Source organism: Synechococcus sp. R5-12 (genome assembly GCF_047502655.1).
Taxonomy (GTDB): domain Bacteria; phylum Cyanobacteriota; class Cyanobacteriia; order Thermostichales; family Thermostichaceae; genus Thermostichus.
Map to the genome: position 1 here is coordinate 1 of NZ_JANSIM010000050.1, position 25,780 is coordinate 25,780.

The 25,780-nt window shown below is 58.1% G+C and carries 23 protein-coding genes and 1 tRNA gene; 17 read left to right on the forward strand and 7 right to left on the reverse strand.

Annotated features, from left to right (window positions below; all coding sequences use genetic code 11):
- Positions 1-49 precede the first annotated feature (49 nt).
- Positions 50-1,633: a cysteine--tRNA ligase gene (gene cysS / locus NW843_RS03475; RefSeq protein WP_414522122.1), complete on the reverse strand. Its 1,584-nt coding sequence runs from the start codon at positions 1,631-1,633 to the stop codon at positions 50-52.
- 340 nt (positions 1,634-1,973) lie between these two features.
- Between cysS and NW843_RS03480 the strand changes: the two genes are divergently transcribed.
- The 4 genes from NW843_RS03480 (at position 1,974) to NW843_RS03495 (ending at position 7,769) form a co-directional block, all read left to right on the forward strand.
- Positions 1,974-3,683, forward strand: a complete 1,710-nt coding sequence (locus NW843_RS03480; protein WP_414522123.1) for a LysM peptidoglycan-binding domain-containing protein — start codon at positions 1,974-1,976, stop codon at positions 3,681-3,683.
- A 92-nt stretch (positions 3,684-3,775) separates the two neighbouring features.
- Positions 3,776-5,101, forward strand: coding sequence for an FIST N-terminal domain-containing protein (locus NW843_RS03485; protein WP_414350947.1), 1,326 nt, complete (start codon positions 3,776-3,778; stop codon positions 5,099-5,101).
- Positions 5,102-5,182: 81 nt separating this feature from the next.
- The gene (locus tag NW843_RS03490; protein ID WP_414330782.1) at positions 5,183-6,715 is read left to right on the forward strand and encodes a leucyl aminopeptidase; all 1,533 of its coding nucleotides are present in this window, start codon (positions 5,183-5,185) and stop codon (positions 6,713-6,715) included.
- A gap of 202 nt (positions 6,716-6,917) precedes the next feature.
- On the forward strand, positions 6,918-7,769 hold the full coding sequence (locus NW843_RS03495) for a DnaJ domain-containing protein (RefSeq protein ID WP_414357669.1): 852 nt from the start codon (positions 6,918-6,920) through the stop codon (positions 7,767-7,769).
- A gap of 103 nt (positions 7,770-7,872) precedes the next feature.
- Here the strand turns inward: NW843_RS03495 and NW843_RS03500 are convergent, their stop codons facing one another.
- The 3 genes from NW843_RS03500 to NW843_RS03510 all read right to left on the reverse strand — a co-directional run bounded on the left by NW843_RS03500 (position 7,873) and on the right by NW843_RS03510 (position 11,108).
- On the reverse strand, positions 7,873-9,396 hold the full coding sequence (locus NW843_RS03500) for an AAA family ATPase (protein ID WP_414522135.1): 1,524 nt from the start codon (positions 9,394-9,396) through the stop codon (positions 7,873-7,875).
- A 219-nt stretch (positions 9,397-9,615) separates the two neighbouring features.
- Positions 9,616-10,662 (reverse strand): thiamine phosphate synthase, encoded by a 1,047-nt coding sequence (locus tag NW843_RS03505; RefSeq protein ID WP_414522124.1) that lies wholly within the window; start codon positions 10,660-10,662, stop codon positions 9,616-9,618.
- Positions 10,663-10,772: 110 nt separating this feature from the next.
- The gene (locus NW843_RS03510; RefSeq protein ID WP_011433411.1) at positions 10,773-11,108 is read right to left on the reverse strand and encodes a hypothetical protein; all 336 of its coding nucleotides are present in this window, start codon (positions 11,106-11,108) and stop codon (positions 10,773-10,775) included.
- 68 nt (positions 11,109-11,176) lie between these two features.
- Between NW843_RS03510 and NW843_RS03515 the strand changes: the two genes are divergently transcribed.
- The 7 genes from NW843_RS03515 to NW843_RS03545 all read left to right on the forward strand — a co-directional run bounded on the left by NW843_RS03515 (position 11,177) and on the right by NW843_RS03545 (position 19,302).
- Positions 11,177-12,427, forward strand: coding sequence for a lipid-A-disaccharide synthase-related protein (locus tag NW843_RS03515; RefSeq protein ID WP_414522125.1), 1,251 nt, complete (start codon positions 11,177-11,179; stop codon positions 12,425-12,427).
- Positions 12,428-12,499: 72 nt separating this feature from the next.
- Positions 12,500-14,350, forward strand: a complete 1,851-nt coding sequence (locus tag NW843_RS03520) for an NAD(P)H-quinone oxidoreductase subunit F (RefSeq protein ID WP_414522126.1) — start codon at positions 12,500-12,502, stop codon at positions 14,348-14,350.
- Positions 14,351-14,362: 12 nt separating this feature from the next.
- On the forward strand, positions 14,363-15,886 hold the full coding sequence (locus tag NW843_RS03525; protein ID WP_414522127.1) for an NADH-quinone oxidoreductase subunit M: 1,524 nt from the start codon (positions 14,363-14,365) through the stop codon (positions 15,884-15,886).
- Positions 15,887-15,976: 90 nt separating this feature from the next.
- Complete coding sequence (locus NW843_RS03530) at positions 15,977-17,173, forward strand: CO2 hydration protein (protein WP_414522128.1); 1,197 nt, start codon at positions 15,977-15,979, stop codon at positions 17,171-17,173.
- 82 nt (positions 17,174-17,255) lie between these two features.
- Positions 17,256-17,327: transfer RNA gene (locus tag NW843_RS03535), tRNA-Cys, on the forward strand.
- Positions 17,328-17,361: 34 nt separating this feature from the next.
- On the forward strand, positions 17,362-18,522 hold the full coding sequence (locus NW843_RS03540) for a pyridoxal-phosphate-dependent aminotransferase family protein (protein WP_414522130.1): 1,161 nt from the start codon (positions 17,362-17,364) through the stop codon (positions 18,520-18,522).
- A gap of 111 nt (positions 18,523-18,633) precedes the next feature.
- A complete protein-coding gene (locus tag NW843_RS03545; protein ID WP_414522131.1) occupies positions 18,634-19,302 on the forward strand; it encodes a PHP domain-containing protein in 669 nt (222 codons plus the stop codon).
- Between the two features lie 29 nt (positions 19,303-19,331).
- Here the strand turns inward: NW843_RS03545 and NW843_RS03550 are convergent, their stop codons facing one another.
- A complete protein-coding gene (locus NW843_RS03550) occupies positions 19,332-20,381 on the reverse strand; it encodes a potassium channel family protein (protein ID WP_414522132.1) in 1,050 nt (349 codons plus the stop codon).
- Between the two features lie 88 nt (positions 20,382-20,469).
- Between NW843_RS03550 and NW843_RS03555 the strand changes: the two genes are divergently transcribed.
- A complete protein-coding gene (locus NW843_RS03555; protein ID WP_414344087.1) occupies positions 20,470-20,682 on the forward strand; it encodes a DUF2997 domain-containing protein in 213 nt (70 codons plus the stop codon).
- Between the two features lie 36 nt (positions 20,683-20,718).
- Here the strand turns inward: NW843_RS03555 and NW843_RS03560 are convergent, their stop codons facing one another.
- Both NW843_RS03560 and petE read right to left on the reverse strand, forming a co-directional pair.
- Positions 20,719-20,949, reverse strand: a complete 231-nt coding sequence (locus NW843_RS03560; protein WP_414380853.1) for a hypothetical protein — start codon at positions 20,947-20,949, stop codon at positions 20,719-20,721.
- A gap of 184 nt (positions 20,950-21,133) precedes the next feature.
- Positions 21,134-21,544, reverse strand: coding sequence for a plastocyanin (gene petE, locus NW843_RS03565; protein WP_011433401.1), 411 nt, complete (start codon positions 21,542-21,544; stop codon positions 21,134-21,136).
- Between the two features lie 1,277 nt (positions 21,545-22,821).
- Between petE and NW843_RS03570 the strand changes: the two genes are divergently transcribed.
- The 5 genes from NW843_RS03570 to NW843_RS03590 all read left to right on the forward strand — a co-directional run.
- A complete protein-coding gene (locus NW843_RS03570) occupies positions 22,822-23,226 on the forward strand; it encodes a hypothetical protein (RefSeq protein ID WP_414522133.1) in 405 nt (134 codons plus the stop codon).
- 129 nt (positions 23,227-23,355) lie between these two features.
- Positions 23,356-23,574: an NAD(P)H-quinone oxidoreductase subunit O gene (locus tag NW843_RS03575; protein ID WP_011433398.1), complete on the forward strand. Its 219-nt coding sequence runs from the start codon at positions 23,356-23,358 to the stop codon at positions 23,572-23,574.
- Between the two features lie 57 nt (positions 23,575-23,631).
- Positions 23,632-24,459 (forward strand): cell division protein FtsQ/DivIB, encoded by an 828-nt coding sequence (locus tag NW843_RS03580; protein ID WP_414522134.1) that lies wholly within the window; start codon positions 23,632-23,634, stop codon positions 24,457-24,459.
- A 7-nt stretch (positions 24,460-24,466) separates the two neighbouring features.
- Entirely contained in the window at positions 24,467-25,192 is a 726-nt protein-coding gene (locus tag NW843_RS03585; protein WP_414390400.1) for an energy-coupling factor ABC transporter ATP-binding protein, read from the forward strand.
- A gap of 508 nt (positions 25,193-25,700) precedes the next feature.
- Positions 25,701-25,780: BMC domain-containing protein (locus NW843_RS03590; RefSeq protein ID WP_414522136.1), on the forward strand; the 80-nt coding region annotated here is incomplete at its 3' end.

Below are 25,780 nucleotides of genomic sequence, written 5' to 3' on the forward strand. Positions count from 1 at the left end.
ATTCAGCAAAGTTCAGGGTTTTGGGGGTTAGAGGCATGCTCCTCAACCCCTATTCTCGCAGCCAACGGGTGGTGCCATCTTTTTGATCGATGAGGGTGATGCCGAAGGCTTTCAACTGATCCCGAATGCGATCGGCTTCGGCAAAGTTTTTGGCCTTGCGGGCTGCCGAGCGCTGCGCGATCAGCTCCTCGATTTTTTTAAAGTTAAGTTCCCCATTTGTAGCTGCTTCTTTGGATCCCTCGAATTCAGAGAATGAGGGCCAACAGAATCCCAAAGTAGCCAAAATCTCCAGCAAGGCAGCGCTTTTTTGTTTGAGGGCCTGGGGCTCCAGATGGGTTTGGCCTTGATGGGTGAACAGGTTGTGTTCGCAGGTGAGTTCTTTGGCCAATTCAAAGGCGATAGCCAGCGCTTCAGGGGTGCCAAAATCATTGTCCATAGCAGCTTGAAAGGCTTGCATGGCCTCAGCATCAGGGGATCCCTTTTCTTCTTTGCAGAAGTGCTGGGCACAGTGGATCCCTTTCTGGAGGGTTTCCCAGCCACGGCTAGCCGCCTGCATGGCTGCCTCGGTGAGATCTATGGGGCTACGGTAGTGGGTCTGCAACAGAAACAGCCGCAAGGCCATGGGGTGATAGACGGCGAGGGCCTGTCGCAGGGTGGTGAAGTTGCCCAAAGATTTGGACATTTTCTCGCCGTTGATGTTGAGAAAACCGTTGTGCATCCAGTACTTGGCCATCGGCTTGCCGGTGATCGGCTCCGATTGGGCCAGCTCATTTTCGTGGTGGGGGAAAATCAAATCTGCCCCGCCGGCGTGAATGTCGATGTGATCTCCCAGGGTCTCCCGCACCATGGCGGAACATTCGATGTGCCAGCCCGGTCGCCCCCAACCCCAAGGGGAGGCAAACCCCGGCTCAGAAGGGGGGGCCGCTTTCCAAAGGGCAAAGTCGAAGGGATCCTGTTTCTCAGCTCCTTCTTCTCCTACCCGGCCACTGGCTCCCGCCTCCATCTCCTCCAGTTTTCGACCGGATAGCTGGCCGTAATCCGGGAACTTGCGGACAGAGTAGTAAACAGAGTACTGAACAGAGGCGGGGGTCTCTGGCTGGTGTCCCGCTTGCAGGAGGGAAGACGGGTCGGTCTGGTGTCGAATCGGATCCCGTACCCGGTAGGCAAAGCCTTTGAGCTCCAAAGATTGGATCAACTGGAACATGGCTTGCAGCGATTGCGTTGCCCTCGGGTAGAGATCGGCCCGCTTGATGTTCAGGCGATCCATGTCCTGGAAATATTCGGCGATGAAGCGCTCCGCCACCGCTTGCATGGATTCGCCACGTTCCAACGCCCGCTTGAGGATCTTGTCGTCCACATCGGTAAAATTCTGCACATACTTCACTCGGTAGCCGCGCCACTCCAAGTAGCGACGCACCATGTCCCAAACCACGTAGGTACGCGCATGGCCGAGGTGGCAGAGGTCGTAAACCGTTACACCACAGACATACATCCGCACCAGGGGCTTCTCCTCCGCAACTGGAGCTGCAGATCCCTGGGAATTGCCGACGGAAACGGATTGAGATCCACCTGCTGCCAGCGGCTGAAACACTTCCTTGCGGCGAGTCAATGTGTTATAGACAACCAAATCCATGGGTATCCCTAGTTTGTAGTTTCAGCTACAGCAAAACAGGCTTTGTCTTCCAAAAAAAGACGATGGCGCACTTTGTCTTGAATCGGATGAGGCTCGACAAAATCTCAACGAGCCAAGGGCTGGAACCATTGTGAGGCAAGCATTGTGGCTGAAATTACCTGCCAAGACTTGTCTAGATTTGTTAACTACGGTACTCTAACCTGAGTGCGAGTCAGCCTGTTCATTAGCGAACTCCACTCCGGCTTGAGTCACCCCAGGGGTGCTCGGTGCCAAGGGGCTTGTGCCCCTCATTTTGACATCTTCTTCTCTTGCACTCTAGTGTCAGCCTGTTGGTGTGAGGATGCCTTTAAAACCCACTTTCCCCAATCCCCAAAACGGGGAGCTGGATTTCCGCGGTGCTGCCGTGAGCACCCTTTCCCCCCCACCCCCAAAGGGCTCGGCAGGGATCCCTTCAGAACAGTCCTGGACTTCTGCGGATTCATCTGCCGAGGAAGCCTATCTTCTGGAGTGGGCTCCAGCCCCTCTCTCTGGGCGGTCGAAGCCAAGATGGGTTGGTTTGGCCCTCTCTCTCAGCTTAACGGGCCTGGTATGGCTTCTGAAGCTGGAGGCGGATCCCTGCGCAGAAGCTGAGGAAGAGCAGCTGCCGGCCACCCCCAGGTGCCCAACCGAGCCTGAGACAGCCCATCCAGAGCCGGGGGATTCTGCTCCTGCGCGTCGGGGATATCCGGCTTGGGCCACTGGTCTTTTGCTGATGCTGGGCTTGGCCGGAGTCGCTACCCTACAGCAGCGACAGTTGAATCGCCCCCTGTCTCCGGCGGTAGAGCCGATCCCACCCTCTGTGCATACGCTATCTGGCGCTCTGCAGCAAAACTACGAGCGGAAAAAGGAGCAGCTGCGCCAAGCCTTCGCAGAAGGGCGAATCCCGACAGGAGAAGGGCCCAGAGGCATTCTGGAGCATGAAATTCAGCCGGGGGAAACCCTCTGGCAACTGACCCAGATGTATCAGCTCGACGCGGCTGCCATCACCGTCTCCAATGGTATTCAGGCCAGTACTGAGCTGAAGCCGGGGCAAGTTCTCCTCATCCCCAGCCAGCCGGGATTGATCTACACCGTCAAGCAGGGAGACACACTGGAGGACATTGCCAACCGCTACCGAGTTCCCCAGCAGCGGATTATCGAAGCGACTCCTCTGGATCGCCCGGAATATCTGCGCATTGGCCAACGCCTGCTCATCCCCGGCGATGTGGGCGAGTTGATCCAGCGTCAGAAGGAGATGATCGCTGCCCAGAAAGCTCGCGAAGAGGAAGAGCGCCGCCAGCAAGAGGAGGAAGCCCAACGCCAAGCCGAAGCCCAAGCTCGATTACAGGCGGAGCAGCAACGCCGGGCCCAGCAAATGGAACAAGAACGGCAGGCCCTCTTGGCCGGTGGATCCCTGACCCACACAGTTGGAGCCGGTGACACCATCGAACGGATCGCCGCCCGCTATGGGGTAACTCAGCGATCCATTATTCAAGCCAACAACTTGCGCAATCCCCACTGGCTGCGCATTGGCCAACGCCTTACGATTCCGGCGCCGGGTACGCAGCCCACCCCTGCTCCTGCCCGACGAGCTCAGAGCCAGCCACAAGCTCGGCCAGCGCCGCCAGCGCCTCCTCCAGCTCCTCCTCAGGCCCGCAGCAGTGGGTTTGTCTGGCCGGTCTCCGGGCAAATCACCTCTGGCTTTGGCTACCGTCGCGGTCGCCTTCATGCAGGGGTAGATATTCCTGGCCCCGTGGGATCCCCCATTGTAGCCGTTCAGGAGGGAGTGGTGATCTTCGCGGGGAATGCTGGGGATGGCTACGGCAATCGAGTGGACATTCGCCATCCCAACGGAATTGTTACTCGCTACGCCCACGGCCATCAGATTTACGTTTCCACAGGCCAGTACGTGCAGCAAGGGCAGACGATCATGAGCCGCGGCAGCACTGGCTGGAGCACAGGGCCGCATCTGCACTTTGAAGTCCGCCCCGGCGGGGGCGCGCCTGTGGATCCCCGGCCCTATCTGCCCTGATCCTGTCCCAAAGCGAGACTACACAGAACAGCCAGCCTGGCCATAAATTGCTAGCCTAAAGACAGCAAACTCCAGACCGTAGGAACACGCCGATGCAGTGGGTGAACGCGCTCTCCCAGCTCCCTTCCCTAGAAGCGGCTCTGCGGCAGGTGGTGGAGGAAGCCAAGGCAAAGCTTCAGGCAGCCCAACTGAAAAGTGTCCTGAGTCGGCAGGTGCAGACGGTGGGATCCGGCAGCTTGCCGGGGCTGCTGACAGGGTATGTTCCCTCTCAGCCTCTGCGGCCCAACCTGGGGGTTTTGTTTGTGTCGGCGGCCTTTGCCAGCGAATACATCCGGGTGTTGCCATTGCTGTCGGGGCTGCTGGAGGTGGACGTTTTGATCGGCTGCTCCGGCGGTGGCATTGTGGGTGGCGGGCATGAAATTGAGGATGGCCCGGCTCTCTCCTTGTCTTTGGCGGTCATGCCGGAGGTGGTGCTGCATCCTTTTCATCTGCGGGGGAACCAATTGCCGGACTTGGATGCGGCTCCTTCTGCCTGGGTCGATTGTGTTGGGGTTTCGCCGCAGAGCAAGCCTCATTTTCTGCTCTTGGCCGATGGATTTTCCTCTGGCATCTCAGAGTTGCTGCAGGGGTTGGATTTCGCCTATCCGGGATCAGTCAAAGTGGGGGGATTGGCCAGTGGGGGCCGCGGCCCTCGAGGCAACGCCCTATTTTTGCTGGATGCGCGTACCTCCACACCTCGGCGGGAGCTGTACCGAGAAGGGACGGTGGGGTTGGCGCTCTACGGCAATGTGGTGCTGGATGCAGTGGTGGCCCAGGGGTGTCGCCCCATTGGGGATCCCTTGCGGGTGACGGAAGCAGAGGGGAATGTGATTCTTGGCTTGGAGGGTCGCCCTCCTCTAGCGGTTTTGCAGGACTTGGCAGAGCGGCTCAGTCCCGTGGATCAGCGATTGGCCCGCCACTCTCTCTTCATCGGCCTGCTGATGGATGAGTTCAAGTCGGAGCCGACGCCGGGAGATTTCCTCATTCGCGTAATCTTGGGCGTTGATCCGCGCGTGGGGGCGCTGGCCATCGGGGATCAGGTGCGCCCTGGCCAGACGGTGCAATTTCATCTGCGGGATGCCCAGACTTCGGCAGAAGATCTGCGTTGGGCCCTCAGCCGCTATTGTGCCGAGCGCAACTTGAGGCAAAGCCCCTCTCAACCGAGGCCGGAGCCTTGTGGGGCGTTGATGTTCTCCTGTTTGGGGCGAGGCAAGGGCCTGTACGGCACTCCCGATTTTGACTCGCAACGGTTTCGGGAATTGCTTGGAGAGCTGCCCTTGGGGGGGTTCTTTTGCAATGGTGAGATCGGCCCCGTTGGGGGATCCACCTTTTTACACGGCTACACTTCCTGCTTCGGGATCTTCCGGCCCGCCCACTAGAGGGGGGATCCCTTGCCCTAAGAGCCGGCGAAATTAGATAAACTGAGGATCTGCTGTCAACAGCTTGGTCAAGGGTTTCTCATGCAGCTTCATCTTAGCGAGCCGCCACTCACTCAAGGGGAATGTGCCCTGGTCTATTGCTTTGCCGCTTCCGGCGGGAATGGCCGCTTTCCTCTGCCCCCTGAGATCGCCTCTTGGGATGAAAAGGCGTGGTCAGGGCTGGTGGCGGAAACCGTTCAGGAGCAGGGGTTTCAGGGGAAGCCGAATAGCAGTGTTGCCCTGCGCCTGACAGGAGAGATCCGCAAACTGGTGTTGGTGGGGCTAGGGGATCCCGCGGCCCTAACGCTAGAAGCCCTACGACGGGCCACAGCCAACGGCCTGCGCCAGGCTCACAGCTTAAAAGCCAAGCAGGTGATGCTGTCTTTGCCGGAGACGGGGTTGGATCGGGTGCGTGGGGTTCAGGCAGTGGCCGAAGCCTGCCTACTGGTGGCGCACCGGGACAATCGGTTCAAATCCTCAGCCAAAGGGGAAGAGGAAAACAGCTTTTCTGTGCAGGAAGTAACCCTTTTGGTGCCGGGGCTGGCCCAGGCCCGTTCTGACTACGAGGCCGCGCTGCGGCGGGCCATTGAGATGGCCGCAGGAACCATCTTGGCTCGGGAATTGGTGGCTGCCCCCGCCAACATTGTTACTCCTCTTGCCCTGGCCGATACCGCCCGCCAACTGGCCCAGGAATATGGTCTAGAGGTGGAGATTCTGGGACAGGAAGAATGCGAAGCTCTGGGGATGGGGGCTTTTTTGGGTGTGGCCAAAGCCTCTGATCTGCCGCCCCAGTTCATTCACCTCACCTACAAGCCGCCACAAGGGGATCCTGTTACCAAATTGGCCCTGGTGGGCAAGGGGCTGACCTTCGATTCCGGTGGGTTGAACATCAAAACCGACTCCCGCAGCATCGCCATGATGAAAACCGATATGGGGGGAGCAGCGGCAGTTTTGGGAGCTGCACGGGCCCTAGCCGCCCTCAAGCCGCAAGTGGAGCTGCACTTCATCGTCGCCGCCACGGAAAACATGATCAGCGGCCATGCCATCCACCCAGGGGATATCCTCACCGCCTCTAACCAAAAGACCATTGAGGTCAACAACACCGATGCAGAAGGCCGCCTCACCTTGGCGGATGCCCTGGTGTTTGCGGAAAAGCTGGGCGTTGATGCCATCCTCGATCTGGCTACCCTGACCGGTGCTTGTGTGATTGCTCTGGGGGAAGAAATTGCCGGCTTGTTCACCCCAGATGAGACGCTGGCCCAGGAGCTACAGCAAGCTGCCAACCTTTCCGGCGAAAAAATCTGGCGCCTGCCGCTGGAGGAAGGCTACTTCGAGGGTCTCAGCTCCATTGTGGCCGACATGAAAAACACCGGTCCCCGCTCAGGGGGATCCATCACAGCTGCCCTGTTCCTGAAGCAGTTTGTGGAGAAAACCCCTTGGGCCCACCTGGATATAGCAGGCCCCGTTTGGACAGAGAAGGATGCAGGCTACAACAACAAAGGGGCCACCGGTTATGGGGTGCGCACCCTGGTGGAGTGGGTCTTGGCGCGGCAAGCCGCAGCAGCTTGCTCATAACCCCGCCTTTCTGGACGTTGGGCCTTGAAAAAGCATCTACTGAGGGAGGAGCCAAGGGCTGCTGGGCTAGAGCTGTCCGATCCCTAAAATAGGCTTAAAAAAGAGTCTAGGTATTGAGTAGCACTTTGCAAGGCTTCCCCTCAGGGAATAGGATCCCCGCATCAAAGTAGCTGGCACAAGGCCCCCTGCGCCGGATCCTCCCATGAAAGACCTTTACCGCGAGCTGGAATTACAGCCCAATGCAACTCTAGAAGAAATTAAAGAGAGCTACAGGCGGCTTGCCAAAGAATACCATCCCGATAAACTTCACCCAGATACACCTGTTAAGGGGCGGCAGTACATTGAGGAAAAGTTTAAGTCTATTCAGGAAGCATACTCGGTCCTGAGTGATCCTGTGAAGCGAAAAGCCTATGACTCCCAAAGGCTTTCCCAGACTTCGCCCACAAAAGGGAGCGGGTATGACCAAGACTTAAAAGCAGAACGCGGTTACAGCACACAAGATGGCAAACCTTGGCCCTTTGACTTCGACAAGATAAAGGAAGCTGCAGAAGAGATAGAACGTCGTAAGAAAAACATCGAGGCCAACTATAACCAAAGAGTAGAGCAAGTTAAGTCTGAGTTAAGGAGAAACTTGATCTCTATCGGAATAAAACAAGAGGAAGCTAAAATTGATCATACCTTTGCCACCAAAAGTGACACTATACTAGGTGCCCTCTCGCTTTTAGTCCTGAGCTTGTTCATTGGTGCCTTAAGTAGCTCAATCGGGCTTGTGCTCTTTCTAATCTCAGTTATTAGTCTTTTTATGGCCATTTTTGATAAAGGATATAGCAAGTCGCAAGTTGAGAGTGCTAAGAAGCTACAGGAAGAGGCAAAATCAGTAATAGCCCAGATAGAGAAAGATAGGAACTCGAAGCTTTCCCAGCTTGAGCTTCACTGTAGAAGTAGGATCGATCATTTTAAAGCTGTCCCTATCGAATCTATATCCCCTAAGTGGGCTGAGTGGGGAGGATCAGCTATTTTTGCTAACTGCAATGAAGGAAAAGGCAGATGCTAAAAGCCTAGAAGAAAACTTGAAGATAGCGGCTGGAGTTGCTGTGGGTATTGGCATACTAGCCGCCTTATTTGGGCTGGGAGGTGGATTTCACCCATTCTGAATCTCAAGAAGAGGCAAAACACTGCTTCATCTCCTGCAGCACCTGGGCATCTTGAGAGGCCGTTCTCGCGCCCGCTTGAGCAGCCCAGCACTTAAGACTCTCGATTTGGTCGCGGGCAATCGAGGCCAAAGGCACGGTTTCGCGGATGGCCTGCAGGATATCCTCTTGGGTAAAGTCCCGCCGGGCGCCGCTGCCACTGCCCCCAAAGGCGTTGTACATGGCATCTACAATGGCTTGCTCGATCTCGGCACCACTGAAATCCTGAGCTGTGGCTGCCAAGGCTTCCAGGTCGAACTCCCGCAGGCGGCTGGGGCGCAACCGCTGCAAATGCACCCGGAAGATCTCTTTGCGCTCAGCGTGGGTGGGCAGGTTCAAGAAGAAAATCTCGTCAAAGCGGCCCTTGCGCAACAGCTCTGGCGGCAGCAGCGGCACGTTGTTGGCGGTGGCCACAATGAAAACAGGGCTGGTTTTCTCCTGCATCCAGGTAATCAGGCTGCCAAACACCCGGCGGCTGGTACCAGAATCTCCATCGGCGCTGCTGGTGATGTTGCCAAAGGCTTTGTCGATTTCGTCGATCCAAAGCACGCAGGGGGCCATCGCCTCCGCCAGTTGGATCATCTGCCGCACCCGGCTTTCCGACTCGCCGACGATGCCGGCAAACAGCCGCCCGGCATCCAATCTCAGCAGGGGCAGCCGCCACTCATTGGCGATGGTCTTGGCGGAGAGGGATTTGCCGGTGCCCTGGATCCCGACCAGCAGCACGCCCTTGGGGTTGGGCAGGCCATAGCGACGCGCCTCTTCGGTAAAGGCTTCTTGCCGCACTCGCACCCAGGCCTTGAGATTATCCAGGCCCCCCACGCTTTTGAGGGTCTCGCGGGCGGTGAAAAACTCCAGGATGCCGGTTTGGCGGATGGCCTGCTTTTTCTCCTCCAGCACCAGGTCGATATCGGCTTCGTTGACCTCCTGCTTGGCGGCCAAAGCGCGGGCCAAAACGCGGCGGATACGTTCTCGGCTCAGTCCCTGACAAGCTTTGACCAGTTGCTCGCGGGCCAGAGGGGTGAGCTTGAGTTTATCTGGGGCCACGTAGAGCTGGATGAGGCGGCTGATCTCTTCGCTATTGGGCAAGGGAATATCGACGACGGTGACCTCCTCTGCCAGGTCGCTGGGCACTTCCAGGGTGTGGCTGAGCAGGATCAGCATCTTGCGGGTGCGTTTTAGCTCGCGGCTGAGGTTTTTCAGCTCCCGGATGATGGGAGCGTTTTTGTCGCTGCTGGCGTTGCGCAACACAAAGTGCAGATCCCGCAGCACAAACAGGGTGTCCTCGTTGGGGGCAGAGCGCCACACCCGCCCCAGAGCTGCCATGATGGAGCCCCGATCCTCGCCTGTATCTTGCCAGCCCCGCACCAAGTCCCAGAACAACAATTGCCGCGGTGGGTCTGTCCGTCTGGCTACTTGGGTTAGCACGGCATCGGCAGGCTCTTCTTCTGGAGAGACCAAGTAAACCAGGGGGTAGCGGGACCGGATCATCAAATCCAGCTCTGTCACCAGCCCTGCTTGCAGCTCCGCCGGGATCTCGACCAGGGCAGGATCCCTGCTGTCTGGATTTGTTTTTCTTGCGGCTTCTGTCATCGCCTCTGGAGTTTAGAACATCCTTACTTCATCTTCCTCTCACTTGTTCAGAAACCATTTGGATTGGAACAGCCAATAAGCAGCAAAATGCTCACGGTTGAGCTTCACGGTTGATCTTTAGGATAGGGCAGGGATCCCTTGCAGTTCGGCCAGCATGGTGCGGGCTGTCTGGGTGGGATCGGCAGCTTCCATCAAAGCCCGCACCACAGCTACACGGGTGGCCCCAGCTCGACGCACCTCGGGCAGGTTGTGGGGATCGATGCCGCCGATGGCAAACCAGGGCAGGTGGGCTTTCTCGGCAGCCAGGCGCACGTACTCCAGGCCGGCAGGGGGTTTCTCCGCTTTGGTGGGGGTGGGGTAAACGGGGCCGACGCCAATGTAGTCCACGTCGCTGTTCAGGGCTTGGGCCAGCTCTTCGGCGTTGGTGGTGGACAGGCCAATGAGCCGCTGGGATCCCAGGAGGTGCCGAGCTTGGGCGACCGGCAGATCCGTCTGGCCCAGGTGAACCCCATCTGCCTGGCTGAGCAGAGCCAAATCCACCCGGTCGTTGACGATCATCAGCGCCTGGTAGCGGTCGCACAGCTGCCGCAGCTGTTTGAGATCCCGCAGCATCTCGCCGTCGGGGAGGTTTTTGCGGCGATATTGCACCAGGGTCACTCCACCCCGCAGGGATTTTTCCACCACCTCTAGCCAGTGGGGCACAGGGCTGGTCACCAAATAAAGATGGGCTGCCAGGAGACGCTGCCGCAGGGATCCGCCCAGCAGTTCACTTTCCAAGACGTAGAGCCGATAGCGCATGTCTTTGGCCAGCTTGGCCAGGCCAGGGGCCACCCAGTGGTGGGATTCGGCCAACTTGCCGTATTCTTCTAACACCCGCAGGGCTTCTTGCACACGGCTGCAATTGGCTTGCAAGAGGTGGCGGAGATCCCGCCGTTGCTCCTCTTGGGGGTGGGAGATCTGGGTGCCTGGATCGGCGGGGGTATCGCGGGCCAAACGCAGGGGATCGCTGTGCCAGCGGGCTAGGGCTTGGCGCATGGCCTTGCATTCGGCAGAGAGCTCTCCCTCTTCCAGGCCGAAACGAAACCATTCTTCCAATACCCGTAGTCCTTCACGAGCTCGATCGAGGTTGGCATCCAGAATACGGGCGACGGCCTGGGGTTTCATGTTCCCTATACGTGGGAAGAGAGTTGCTTAATTTTTACCAAAAAAATGCGCCTAAAGCCCCGTCCTACCCTTAGCCGGAAGCAAGTCAGTAGGGTGGAGAGTAGTCAATTCTACTGTAAATCGGAATGGTTTCCCTGAGGCTGTCCTTGGCCCTGAGGAGAAAGAGGGTGATGCCATAAGGCGTTAAGAAAGGCTTGCTGCGGCGTGTGTCCCCAGGCGAAGGCCCGTGGGCCGGCCCCTTCCGGCAAGTAGGCCCAAGCATAGCGCTCGCAGGCGGGAAAGTAGCGGATCTCCCACCAAGTTCCCCCTACAGGCACATCTTTCACTGCCCGCAAGAAAGGGCCGCGATGGCGGGCGAGGCGCTCTTCTATAAAGTAGGGGCCTTCCAGCTGAAGGGCTTCTACCGCTGCAATAAGCTCGGCTCGTTGTCGCTCATTTCGGATCATCTCCCGGGTTCCCCTCTTGGATTGGCTCTATTCTATGAGGAGATTTCTGGTGAGCTGGGGGATCCCTCTTGATTCAGCCCAGATTGCGCCTACGGCAAGCTGTGGAAACCCAATGGAATCCAACGAATCCACCGCAGGTGCTGTGTCTGAGCAATGGACACGGGGAAGATGAGGTGGGCAGTCGCCTTGCTGTTGCCCTAGTCCAACTGGGGATCCCGGTGCAAGCCTTGCCGATTGTGGGAGAAGGGACAGCCTACCAACGCCAAGGGATCCCCCTGCTGCCCATTGCCCAGGTGATGCCGTCGGGGGGGTTTATCTATCAGGATTGGCGGCAGTTGTGGCGGGATTTGCGGGCCGGTTTGCTGGGGCTGACGGGGCGGCAATTGGCGTTGGTTCGGCGGGCAGCAGCCCAGAGGAACCTGGTGCTGGCCGTGGGGGATATTGTGCCCTTGCTGATGGCGTGGTGGAGTGGGATCCCCTACGTCTTTGTGGGCACGGCCAAGTCGGACTATTACTGGCGAGATGAACGGGGGCCCTACCGACGCCCCTGGATCCCTTTTGGGCAGCCGATTTCCGATTACCTGCCCTGGGAGCGCTGGCTGATGGCCCACCGACGCTGCCTGGGTTCTTTTTTGCGGGATGAGCTGACGGCTACAGCTTTGCAAAAACGGGGCCTAAGGGCCTTTTACCTGGGCAACCCGATGATGGATGGCCTAGAGCCACGCGGGACATTGCCTTTGGATCCCCACCGACCGGCCTTGCTGCTCTTGCCCGGATCCCGTCCGCCGGAAGCCTATCGCAACTGGGCCCTGATGATGCAGGTGGTGCAGCGGCTCCCAACGGAGCTGCAAGTCTATGCTGCCCTCAGCCCCAACCTGGAGCGAGACCCGCTTCAGGCTCGGATCCCATCTCAGCGCAGCGATGTGCTTCTGGTTTGGGGGGACTTCGGGGCCTGTGCCCAACGAGCAACGGTGGTGCTGGCCATGGCGGGAACGGCCACCGAGCAATGTGTGGGCTTGGGAAAACCGGTGGTGACCCTGCCGGGAGAAGGGCCCCAGTTTACCCCGCGCTTTGCTGAAGCGCAGACCCGTCTTTTGGGATCCGCCGTCCACCTGACCTCAGTGGAGCAGGCTCCCGCCGTGGTTGGCCGGATTCTGGAACGCCTGGCCGCCGATCCCAACTACGCGGCTGAGTTGCGGGCCCATGGACGCCGCCGCATGGGATCCCCAGGAGCTGCCCGGCGCATTGCCGCTCAACTTCGAGATTGGCTCCGGCCAGCCGGCCCGACTTTGGAACCGTTCGAGCCAGGTATATCGTGAAATAGAGAACGAGCGATTCAAAAGCCTGACTGATTTCCGTTGGATCCAGTTTTCCGTTTTATTTAGCATTTAATGATGTCAAACCTTTTGGGGTTGGAGAGCAGTTGGTGGATCCCTTGCTATGGGTGGGCGGGAACAGCTTTGGCCATTCCCTGGGCAACGGGGTGGGTCAAGCGCAGTGGCCCGCGTCCGGCAGCTTACCTCAACATCCTTCTGACTTTTGCCGCCTTTGCCCATGGCCTTTGGCTGTTGCGGCAGGTTTGGGGTCGGGATCCCCAGATCTTGAACTACCTCTGGTTTCGGGTGGCCGATCTGGATTTGACTCTGTCTTTGGAGATCTCGCCTCTGACAATGGGGGCCGTCGTCTGGATCAGCGGTTTGAGCCTGCTGGCCCAGATCTATGCGCTGGGGTATTTGGATAAGGACTGGGGCCTGGGTCGCTTTGCCGCTCTAATGGGCTTTTTCGAGGGGGGAATGACAGGGATCGCCCTCAGCGACTCGCTGTTTTTCAGCTATGCCCTGCTGGAGATGCTCACCCTTTCCACCTATTTGCTGGTGGGCTTTTGGTACGCCCAGCCTCTGGTGGTGACGGCGGCGCGGGATGCGTTTTTAACCAAGCGGGTAGGAGATCTGCTGCTGCTGATGGGGGTGGTGGCAATTTCCAACTTTTCTGGGGCCTTGACGTTTTCCGACCTGCGGGACTGGGCGGCTACGGCCAGCTTGGATCCCACCTGGGCAGCTTGGATGGGCTTGGCCTTGATGGCGGGGCCCTTGGGCAAATGCGCTCAATTTCCGCTGCACCTGTGGCTGGATGAGGCGATGGAAGCGCCCAACCCGGCTTCGATTTTGCGCAATTCGGCAGTGGTGGCCTGCGGGGCTTTTGTGCTGATTAAGCTGCAACCGCTACTGGCCCTGTCGCCGATTACGAATGGGGTCTTGGTGGCCATCGGCACGATCACAGCCCTGGGCGGATCCCTGGTGGCCTTGGCGCAAATCGATATCAAACGCACCTTCTCCTACTCCACGAGTGCCTACTTGGGGTTGGTGTTTGTGGCAGTGGGAATGCAGCAGCCGGAGCTGGCCCTGGAGTTGCTGCTGATGCACGGCTTGGCTAAGGCGCTGCTGTTTATGGGGGTGGGATCCCTCATCTACACCACCTCTACCCAAGATTTGACAGAGCTGGGGGGCCTGCGCAGCCGCATGCCGGCCACAGTTGCCGCCTTTGTCGTGGGATCCCTGGGGATGGTGGCTCTGCTGCCCCTAGGGTGCTTTTGGACGCTGACCCGCCTGGCGCTGGTCTACAGCGGGGTGCAGCCGGCCCTGGTGGAGGTGCTGCTGCTGGTGAATGGGCTGACGGCTCTCAACCTGGCGCGGGTGTTTGGCCTGGTCTTTTTGGGATCCCCGCAACCCAAAACCCGCCGGGCCCCTGAGGTGGGCTGGTTGATGGCTCTGCCCATGGGCATCCTGACGGTGCAAACCTTGCTCATGCCCTGGCTGTTGGGGCGCTGGGGGCTCTATCCCGACTGGAACCCGCAGCTGAGGTGGATGGCGGCTCTGCTGACGGCTTCTGGACTGGTGGGGGCAGCCATTGGCGGCTGGCTGTACTGGGGAGGCCAACGGAGGGTGCACCTGCCCTGGCCGGAGTTGCAGGATCTGCTGGCCCACGACTTTTACACGGGGCACCTCTACCAAGCCCTGGTGGTGCAACCGGTCGGCGCCCTCTCCCGCGGATTGGAGTGGCTGGATCGCAACGGAGTGGACGGCTTGGTGAACGGGGTGAGCCTGGCCTTTTTCTTCAGCGGCGAAGCCCTCAAGTACACCCTGTCGGGGCGGATGCAACTCTATGTGCTGGTGATTGTCATCGGGATGGTGTTGGTTACAGCTTGGCTACTGCGTTCGCCCCATTTGGGGTTGGCCTATTGATGGGAGAGAGCCATGTTGAGCCTTTTGATTGGGATCCCGTTGTTGGGGAGCATCTTGATCGGGTTGATTCCCGAGCAGGCGGGGAAGGGCTTGCACCGGGCTTTGGCCTTGGGGTTTGGGTGGGTTTTGTTTGGCCTGAGCGCGGGGCTGTTGCTGATCTTTGACCCCCACCTTGGATCCCTGCAATTGGCGGAAAGGATGGCCTGGATCCCCCAGTTGGGCTTGGTTTATGAGGTGGGAGTGGATGGGATCTCTCTGCCTTTGGTGGTGATGACCGGGCTACTGGTGCTGATGGCTATTTGGGCCAGCGGCCAGGTGGAGCGGCCCCGCCTCTACTACAGCTTGGTGCTTATGCTGGCGGCAGCGGTGGCCGGAGCTTTTTTGGCTCAGAATTTGCTGCTGTTTTTCCTGTTCTATGAAGTGGAGCTGATCCCCCTGTATTTGCTCATCGCCATCTGGGGAGGGCCACAGCGCACCTATGCAGCCACCAAGTTCTTGATTTACACAGCTCTGTCAGGGATCCTGCTGTTGGTAGGCTTTTTCGGCCTCAGTTGGCTGAGCGATGCCCACAGCTTTACCTATACCGTCCTGCAGGCTCACCCCTTGCCCCTGGTGCAACAAACCCTGTTGCTTATTCCCATTCTGCTGGGGCTGGCCATCAAGATCCCCTTGGTTCCCTTCCACACTTGGCTGCCAGATGCGCATGTGGAGGCTTCCACCCCCATTTCCGTGTTGCTGGCGGGTCTGCTTTTGAAGTTGGGCACCTACGGCCTGTTGCGCTTTGGCCTGCAGCTCTTACCGGATGCTTGGCAGCAGGCAGGGCCCTGGCTGGCCGGTTGGGCGGTGGTCAACGTGCTGTATGGATCCCTGAACGCCTTGGTGCAGCAGGATATGAAAAAGCTGGTGGCCTACAGCTCCATTGCCCACATGGGCTACATCCTCTTGGCTGTAGCAGCAGCCACTCCCCTCTCCCTGGTGGGATCCGTCTTCCAGATGGTCAGCCACGGCCTGATCTCGGCGCTACTGTTTCTACTGGTGGGAGCCGTCTACACCAACACCGGCACACGGGATCTGAGGTTGTTGCAAGGGTTGCTCAACCCAGAGCGGGGCTTGCCGTTGATTGGTAGCTTAATGGTGCTGGGGGTGATGGCCAGCGGCGGTACACCCGGCATGGTGGGCTTTATCGCCGAGTTCGCCATCTTTCGGGGCAGCTTCCCCGCGTTTCCGCTACAGACCTTGTTGTGCATGATGGGGACAGGGTTAACGGCAGCTTATTTCCTACTGATGGTGAACCGCGCCTTTTTTGGTCGGCTATCGGAAGTGGCCACGGCTATGTCGCGACAACAGGTGAGGGAACGGCTGCCGGCTGCTGTCTTGGCAACACTGGTGGTGGTGCTGGGCCTACAACCAGCCTGGGCGACACAGTGGATCGAGCCCACAACGGCTGATCTGGCGAAATCTGTGGCTCTCAGCGCGCCTGCCACCGAAGGTGTGGTTGGAAAGTTGACCTGTTTCATGGCCTGTGACTCCTCTTAAGGCGCCTTCGACTTTGCCGCTGCTGTTTTTGCTGTTGTCTCAAATGCCTCAAACTGTTGATCGAAGCTGTAGATCTAGCTGACTCCGCCCATGACGTTCACCTTGCCGCGTGATGGATCTTCTCTTCCGGTCTCCCATTTTTTCCTGGCTGGCCTGGATCCTCTGGATCAGGTGCGCATCAGCCCGATTTTGCAGCGTCTGGAGGCAGGGGGAGCCCTCTTGCCGGATGCGCAGATCCATCGCCTGGAGGTGATCGGGATCCTGCACAGCTACGGAGAGGTTCTGGACGCCTATTCTCGCAACTTGATCTTCATTGCCGACCACCAATTTTTGGAGCTCTTCCCGGCGTTTAAGTATTTCAACGGCGAGATTACCCTGGGCAAATGGCTGCGCTACCTGTGGCATGACCGCATCAACTACGAGTTTGCCGAATACTGCATGAAGGCTATGCTCTGGCATGGGGGAGGGGGGCTAGACCGCTACCTGGATACCCCTGAATTTGTCGAGCGGGCCAAGAGAGCCATCCGGGCCAAAATCCGCTTTAACCCCTTCTTTCAGGGCTTGGGGATCCTGTTTCCCGACTTTGCTCTGGAACAGGTGCGCATGCTGGCCATGTACAGCGGCTTGGGCCAGTTTTGGCGGGTGATGAGCGATATTTTCCTGGCGCTGGCCAAGCGCTCTGAGACAGAACCCCACCTCACCATTCCCGACGTGGTGGCTCACATCCAGCAGGGGTTGGTGGCAGCTGCCGACAAGCCTATCACCTACGCTCCCTGCATCTGGGGCCGCCGCTACGAGATCATCCCTCTCTCGGCGGGTCTGACTTTCCTATCAGATACGGCTATCCCCTATGTGGAAGCGGTGTTTTTCCGCTCCTTTCCCTTTATGGGCACGGTTTCCTACAACGCCCAGGCCCACCAGATCCCGGCTGAGCAGGCTGACTTTGCCTACGGCGCCCTCTACGCCGATCCGCTGCCGGTAGGCAGCGCTGGGATCCCGCCTACCCTGTTGATGCAGGATATGATGCGCCACCTGCCCCCCTACTTGCGAGAGCACTACCGCCGCCAGCCTCGCGGGGATGATGACCTGCGGGTGAAAATCTGCCTTAGCTTCCAAAAGGCCATGTTCTGTGTTATCACTGCCGCCCTGCGGGCTCTTGCCCCCTTCCCTCTGGAAACTCAGGATCCCCAGCAGCAAATGGCCAACCGCAAGTTTCTGGCTCCTTGGCTGCAGCGCCTGCTGGGATCCCGTCTGTTAAAGGTGCAGGAAGAAAGGGTTGAGGCCTAGCTGAGCTGGGAACTGCTACTTTTGGTTACTGGAAGGGGGATCCCCTTTTCGGATACAATATCTGCGCCCAGTTGAGCAATGGGGTGGCGTAGCCAAGTGGTAAGGCAGAGGTCTGCAAAACCTCTATGCGCCAGTTCGAATCTGGCCGCCACCTTTTAAACCTTACTTGCATCCCAAGCAGGGCAAGCATGAAAGACAAGCTGATATTGATGATCCCCGGCCCCACTCCCGTTCCCGAGAGTGCGCTGCTGGCGATGGCACGGGGGCCCATCGAGCACCGCAGCAAAGAGTTCACCGCCATTTTGGAAGAGGTCACCGATGGGTTGCGCTGGCTGCACCAAACCACCTCCGATGTGTTTGTCTTTTCCGCCAGTGGCACCGGCGCTATGGAAGCCGGGATCCTCAACACCCTCAGCCCTGGGGATCGGGTTTTGGTGGGGGTGAACGGCAAGTTTGGGGAGCGCTGGGCGGAAATGTCCGAGCAGTTTGGCCTTCAGTGTGAGCGGGTGGAAACTCCCTGGGGGATCCCTTACCCCGTCGAGATCTTCCAAGAAAAGCTGGCTGCCGACCGGGAAAAAACCATCAAAGCCGTCATCCTCACCCACTCGGAAACTTCCAGCGGCGTAGCCAACGATGTCCAAGCCATTGCTGCTGCTGCCCGCGAGCACGGGGAAGCCCTCGTCCTGGTGGATGGGGTCACCAGCGTGGGGGCAATGCCGGTGTTAATGGACGAATGGGGCTTGGATGTGGTGGCCTCGGGATCCCAGAAGGGCTATATGATCCCACCAGGGCTGGGATTTGTGGCCGTGAGCCAACGGGCCATGGCCGCTACGGAGCGCTCTAGGTTTCCCAAGTACTACTGGAGCTTTAAGCTGGCGCAAAAGGCCCTGCGCCAAGGCACCACTCCCTTTACACCGGCGGTGAACCTGTTTTACGCCCTGCAGGTTACCCTGCGCATGATGCGCGCAGAAGGGTTGGAAGCCATCTACCGGCGTCATGCCAAGCTGGCCCAGGCCACCCGTGCTGGCGTCAAGGCTCTGGGGCTAAAGCTCTTGGTTGATCCAGAGTCAGCGGCCAGTCCTTCGGTAACAGCTGTACTCGCTCCCGAAGGGATCAACGCTGACACCATCCGCAGCACCTTGAAGAAACACTTCGACATCGCCCTTGCCGCTGGACAAGACCACCTCAAGGGCAAAATCTTCCGCATTGGCCATTTGGGCTTTGTGAGTGACCGCGATGTGCTGATGACCTTGGCTGCTCTGGAGTCGGCTTTACACACGGCGGGCTACAGCGACTTCACTCCAGGGGCAGGAACTCGTGCTGCTGAGGAAGTACTGGCCCACGGCTAGGGATCCCTTCTGAACCCTCAGCTCAGCGGCCTTTGACACATGGCACTGACCCCTACCCCTGGCTACAATGGGGGGACATGCTTAATAAAACTTCAGAACCCAAGGGTGGCTATGGTTGTCAGCTTGGAACGGGATCCCTGCGTGGTGCCTTCTGCTGGGGAGTTGCGGCAGGTGCTACAGGGGGTTGGCCCTCGTTCTTGTCCCTTGCAGTACAACTTTCACCTACACACTCGTTGTTCGGATGGGCAGATGGATCCCGTGGATCTGGCGGAGCAGGCGCGCCGGCACGGCCTCAAGGGCCTAGCCATCACCGATCACCACACCCTGAAGGGCTACGAGCGAGCCCGCGCCCACCTGGATCGTCCCGACGACCCCATCCTGTGGCCGGGGATCGAGATCACCGCCAACCTGTTGGGCTGTGAAGTGCATATTCTGGGCTACGGCTTCGATCCCACCGATGGTGTCCTGGATCCCTTTACCCAAGGGGAGCAGGTTCCCGGCTTGCCCGCCGCCGACGCGATCCAGGCCATTCAAGCGGCAGGAGGCTTGGCGGTGTTGGCCCATCCCTTTCGCTATTGCCTGCCTGCAGAGGAAATCGTCCCAGCAGCAGCGGAGTTGGGAATAGATGGCCTTGAGGTCTACTACGCCTACAAAAACCCGGAGATTTGGATCCCTAGCCCAGAAGTGACGGAGAAAGCGGAAGAGTTGGCCGAGGCCTACGGACTTTTGAAAACCTGCGGCACCGACTCTCACGGCCCCAGTATCCTGAGGCGGATTTGAGCCAGGCTACCCAGGTGGAGAACGGGCTGCTACGGGCGTGGATAGAGCAACTGTCCAAGCCGACGCAACTGCTCTGCAGTGCCCATGCACAACAGCAGATCCCCCGGCTGCAACAGGGTTTCTCCGCTGGGGCCACCGATCAACTGGCCATCCGCCCGTCGAATCGCCACCACTAAAGCTCCGGATCGGTTGCGCAAATCGGCTTTCCGTAGGGTTTGCCCGACATAAGGACATTCTTGGGCTGCCAGCTCGTACTCCTCTAGGTAAAAAGTGCGATCCCGACCGACAAGGATGCCATCCACAAAGTCCACAACCCGGGGGCGTAAGGCAGCCGCCGCCATGCGTTTTCCGCCCGTGATGTAGGGAGAAATGGCATGGGCAACGCCCGCCCGCTGCAGTTTTTGCAAAGCCTCCTCCGTATTGGCGCGGGCAATGGTGCGAATGCGGGGGTTCAGGGTGCGGGCCGACAAGACCACGTACAGGTTCTCGGCATCGGAAGATAGGGCGGCAATCAGTCCCTCCGCCTGTTGCACCCGCGCTTCCAGCAAAGTGGCATCCAGAGTACTATCCCCCTGGAGAGCCACATATCCCAGCTCTTGAGCCACCTGAATCGCCTCAGCAGACTGATCGATCACCAAAAATGGCACCCCTTCTGCTCGAAACTCTTGGGCCACCTGCCGGCCAATGCGCCCGAAACCGCAAATGATGTAGTGGTTGTTCAGCGCTTCCATCTGTTTCTTCCATTTCCGTTGCCGGATCCCTTCCTGAAAATGTCCCTGGATGAGGGCCTCTGTAAAGCGATTCACCATGAACCCAATGCTCAAGACCCCCATCAGGATCAAGGCCACCGTAAATAAACGCCCCCGCTCCCCCAGCGGCCCCACCTCCATGAAGCCCACGGTGGTTAGGGTGATAACGGTCATGTAAAAAGCTTCCACCCAAGGCCACTGCTCCACCCCGTGGTACCAGAGGGTGCCGATCAGCACCACACACACCAATGCCCCCACACCCAAGCCGAGGTCTCGCCGGATTCCGGGATCCCTTTTGGCAGCCTGGAAGAGGGGACGAGCAGAAGCCATAGAGCCCAGCCAGATCTAGCCCAGGAAAAGGAAGCAAGAACTAGAATGGGGAAGAACCTGTTGTTGATCGGTAACCAGTGGAGTGCGGATGCCTGAGTACATCAAGGTGGAATATCGGATCGACAAAAACGGACAGGTTACCGAGACCGTACTGAATGGTTCTGGCTCCAGTTGTACTCTAGCTACCGCCGGCTTGGAATCGGCGCTCGGAGCCGTGCAGAAACGGGAGCTCTTGCCGGAGTTTCACCAACTGACTGAAATCGAGAGGGAGTCAGAAGTCTCTTTGAAGCAAACCCGCTGACTCCATATCCATTTGCTCAGGGTTCTCACCGTCTCCTCATTTTTTCTTTTTGCTCCCCTTTCCGGCCGTATTGCCGGCCCGTGCCGCTCCAACCGCAGCCTGAAACAGCCAAACGGCCAATGGAGCAGCGACAACCAAGATGATACTGGTGGTGCCGACGCCAAAATCCGGCTCGCCAGAAGCCAACTCGAAAATTGAGCCAACAGCAGCAATGGCGCTGAGGCAGGAAACGGCCAAGAGCAGGTAACCTTTAACGCTGGTGGTCATAGAGAACCCGTTTGTGGACTAAACTTGTGCGGCTCGAAAACAAGCCGGTTAGATGCGTATTCATTCGCTAAAAAGCCCTCCCACTCCTGAGAGGGCTAACTTTTATGCTAAAGGCAGGGATCCCTGTCCAGCAAGGCAAAACCAAAAGTGGGATCCCTAGAAGTTCAGCACTTGGGGTGTGGATTTAGCCGTTCACGATGATCTTGCCGACCATTCCGGCCCCACGGTGGGGCGTGCAGTAGTAGGTGTACTCACCTGGAGGAACATCAACAAAAGCCGACTCCACCACCTGCTTAGGAGCAGTGAGCAGTGCCTTGTGGGAGAGCTTGGCGGCCAGAGCCGCATCTCCACCGGGCACCTTGTCGAAGACAACATTGTGGGGGTAGACCTTGTTGTTCACCCACTGAACGGTATCCCCTTGGTTGATGGTGAGAGAAGGCGGATCGTAGACCAACTGGGCCTTGTCAGATCCCATTTTGACAATGTAGGTCTCGGCAGCAGCAGGGTTGGACAAGAACGCCACAGCCAACCCCCCAACCACAAGGCTGAGCAGGATGAGCTGCAAACGCTTCACCAGGTTAAAAACTAGAGACATGGATTCCTCTCAAAACGCAACAGCAGTTATCCCAGACTTTGCGGCTCGGTTGCCCCTTTCCAGGTTACGAAGAGCACCCAGCCAGGCGGATGGGCAGCAGGGACAGTTGAATTCCCAATGCTCATTATAAGAGGGCTCATCCCAGAATAGAGCAATGCCCAACTGCGGGGCGGCAACATCCATCCTTTACAGGGAGCCGCGGCAGACCGAACCCGCCAAACAGCACAGCTCTTCCAGAAACCTACGGCAACCCTGTTGCCAGGCAATCCGATGCGGCTGGATCCCCGGCCAGTTGGGGCAGGATGTTTTGGCGGTTGGTGAGCGTACGCAGGTGACCGAGAGCCAGTTTTCTGGGTCGTCCTCATCTCTACCCAAAAGTGCTTCGCAAAGTTTCGCAAAGTAGAGATTCTTTTTCCGTGGGATCCCTTAAAGTCCAAGAGTGTCTTGCCTAACAAATCCGTAGGGTTGTCGATGCACAAGAAGGGCAAATCATCCTAATCTCAAAGAGCAGGTTCTTGGATGCTGCTGGTCGGTATTCCTTTGAGATTCCTCAATAACATCACCTGAAAGTCAGTTGGTTGTTCAGCCCTCACCAAAATAGGGAGTCTGTTAAGATGAGCGTACAGCGTTCACCCGTAGTTGGTCCAAGCAAGAGTCGGCTTGCAACAAGTTTAGAATCGACGGATCAGCGGCTTAACATTCAAATCTTGGCCCGGTGTATTGGCACTGCCTTGAACCTGGGCGCTCCCCTCAGGGTTGAAGTACACTACACCTCAAAAGTGCAGCAGTAAGGTTTTCTTACCAGGCCGATCTGGAGGCACAGCTTCATACTGCAGTTTTTACTTATCTGAGCCTGGAGTGAGTTTTTGGACTTCTTACTTCACTGTATAGCCATATAGCCACTGCTAGCTAAGACAACGCATCTAGCGTATGAGGAAACTCCTCTGGCTCTCTAGAAGAGAGGAGCGAGCGTAAGCCAATTTCTCGGCCAGAAGGTTGTATGGCAGTCGGCTACAGGGATCCCTGAACTTCCTGATCCTGAGATGCTTTGGGGATGAGTTACATTGCCATCGGCCAAACCCTTTGCCAGAGGTTGAAACTCTCTCCCTCTGAGGTGCGGGATCCAGAAACCCTTCTGCCCCGGAGGGCAGGGTGCTCTAAGTTGGCTTAACATTATTTCATGACCGGGCCTGGCCCTCACCTTGCCAAGGGCGGGTGGCCAATATCAGTGCCTAGGGATCCGGCTCAACTTCCTTCCCATTGCAGGCAAAACGACCATGGTAGGCATCTTCAAGCGCTTGTTCGGCTCGCGCGGCAAAGCTGCGGCCACGTCCTCACCGGAAACTGTTGCTAAGCCAACCCCAAAGAAAGCGAAAAACGACAATACTTTTTTTCTCGACCCAGATGAAGCCAAAACCCTTGGCAACATCGAGTATATGCGCACCCCCAGGATCGTGAAGCACACCTTCCAGGATTTCGGCAGTAAGGAGAAGGTGGAGGTGGTGGAGCAGGTCTCTTCCCTCGGTAAAGTTAAGTTGTCCGCAGAGGCAGCCAAAACTCCTGAAACTGCTGCTGAGCAGGGATCCTCCGCTTCAAGCAGCAGCGGAGCAAGCCCACGCCGTCAGGGGGGATCGGACATGGATACCTTCCGCAATATGGCCCGCAGCCTAAAACGCAAATAAGCCAAACTCAGGTTGATCCCTGTCAGAGCCAACCAGAGGCTGGATCCCAGCTTTCCTCTTCGCAGCAGCGGCAGGCGTGATACAACTGCTATCGAACCGGCTAATCTGCGACTGAACTGAGGAGGAGCAATGGCGATTAAGCGAGGCACCTTGGTGCGGGCTATCCGCGAGAAACTGGAGGGTAGCTTAGAAGCGCAGGCAAGCGATCCTTTTATTCCCAACTACGTTTTCGAGACCCCCGGAGAAGTCGTGGATATCAAAGGTGACTACCTGCAGATTAAGTTTGGGGCTGTTCCCACCCCTACGGTTTGGCTGCGGGCGGATCAGGTTCAGGAGATGGCGGGTTGAGTAGAAGCACGGAATGTTCCCCATCTGCATACCCCGTGATGGGGTGAAGGGGGATCCATGGCACTCCTGGCTGCTCCCAACCGTGAACAAATCCTGCAGCGTAGGCAGCTTTTGCGTCGGCAACGGCGCAGCCGATTCTGGCAGGGATCCTGGCGCCTGACCGGTTCGATGACCCTCTTGGCGCTGCTGGTGCTGGGCCTACGGCAGCCCCACTGGCAAATTCGTCAGCCAGAACAGATTCAGGTAAAGGGTGCCCACTGGGTCGATCCCGCCTGGATACGGGCACAATTGCCCCTGCAGTATCCCCTCAACATTTGGCAGGTGCAACCGGCTGTTTTGGAAAGGGCTTTGCTGGGATCCCCGACCCGCCCCTCTCCCATCGAAAGCGTCCAGGTGCAGCGGCGGCTGCTGCCGGTGGGTGTCATCGTCCAGGTGCGAGAACGGCAACCTGTGGCGCGCGCCCGATGGGGCAACCAACTGGGCTGGGTGGATGTCCAAGGCAACTGGCTGTCTCCGGATCCCTACCGTTCCCCCGCGTCTTGGCCTGAGCTGGAGCTGCTGGGCTGGGAGAACCACACCCCAGAGCAATGGGCGCTGTTGCTCAGGGCTTTACAGCAGTCTGAAATTCAGATCAGGGCAGTGGATTGGCAATCTGGAGCGGGAATTACCCTGCATACTGAGCTGGGCAACGTCTACCTGGGGCCGATTTCCGACCGCTTGCCCTTGCAAATTCAGACCCTCAACCAAATGCGGGATCTGCGCCGCTACTGCGAGTGTACGCCCGACGACATCGTCCAGATTGACCTCACCAGCCCCAGTGTGCCCACCTTGCAACTTACCCCCACGGCCACCCAGGAGCGCTGGAAAGACGTGCGGATGCCCTAGCTTTGCTATGAACCCGGTGCCGGCGGTGGAGGTGAACCAATTGTGGACAGCTTATCCCGGTCATCCGCCGGTGCTGCAAGGGCTGGATCTACGGGTCGAGGTTGGGCAACATCTGGGGGTGATCGGCCCCAATGGCGCGGGTAAAACTACCCTGTTCCTCACCCTCTGCGGCCTGTTGCCCCCCTGCTCTGGCCAGGTGAGTTTGTTTGGCCAGCCGCTGCGGCCCGGCCAGTTTCGCCCTGAGGTGGGGTTGGTGTTTCAGGATCCCAACGACCAACTGTTTGCCCCATCGGTGGCCGAAGATGTGGCCTTCGGACTGCGCAATTTGGCCCGTCCTGAGGGGGAGATTGCGGCTGCCGTTCAGGCCGCCCTGCAGATGACCGGCACCCTCCATTTGGCCGATCGTCCCCCCCATCACCTCTCTGGTGGGGAAAAGCGCATGGTTGCCATTGCCGGGATCCTGGCGATGAAACCCCAGTTGGTGCTCTACGATGAGCCGACGGCCAACCTCGATTTGCGAGCCCGGCGCCGGTTGATAGTTTTTTTGCAACAGGCCGCCCACACTTTTCTGCTGGCTTCCCACGATCTGGAGCTGATCTTGGAGGTGTGCGATCAGGTCATCCTGTTGGATCAAGGGCGGATCTGGGCCCAGGGATCCCCGGCCCACCTGATGGGCCGAGCCGACCTCATGGAAGCCCACGGCCTGGAAGTGCCCCCCTCGCTGCGCCGATAACGACAAAAGTTGAAAAGATATCAAGAATTATTTTTAAGCTGACAACATTTTTGCCTCTCTTAATAAAAAGCTATCGTGCTAATTAAAAATATTGATTTTCGTCCAGGATTAAATAGGGATATCATTTTGTTAAGTCGGGGATCCCTTCTCTGAGCTGTCCTAGTCAATTTTGTATGATCGATTTTGTACAAGAAAGATGTGGACTTAGCTCAGAGTTGGCAGCTTTGCCCGCCTGAGTGACAGTTGCAGTTAACCCTGATGGCTCCTACAACCTGTTCTGACTTCAGTCGGAGGTCTGTGGCTCAGAGCCTTCTCCCCTCAGAGGGGGGTCTCTGGTGGCTGGGGTAGGTGTCGCCGGGAAAAGCTGTCAATCGAGATTTGGGCAGAGGATCTCTCTGATGAAATCGAAAGGAGATTGCATGAGCGAACCCAATAAGCGAGATCAATTTGCCTTGTTGCTGGGTTCGACAACGTTCAGGAACTGAGTGTTCAGAAGTGGAGAGTTGATATGCCTATTGCAGTTGGAATGATCGAGACCCGCGGGTTCCCGGCAGTGGTAGAAGCTGCCGACGCCATGGTCAAGGCAGC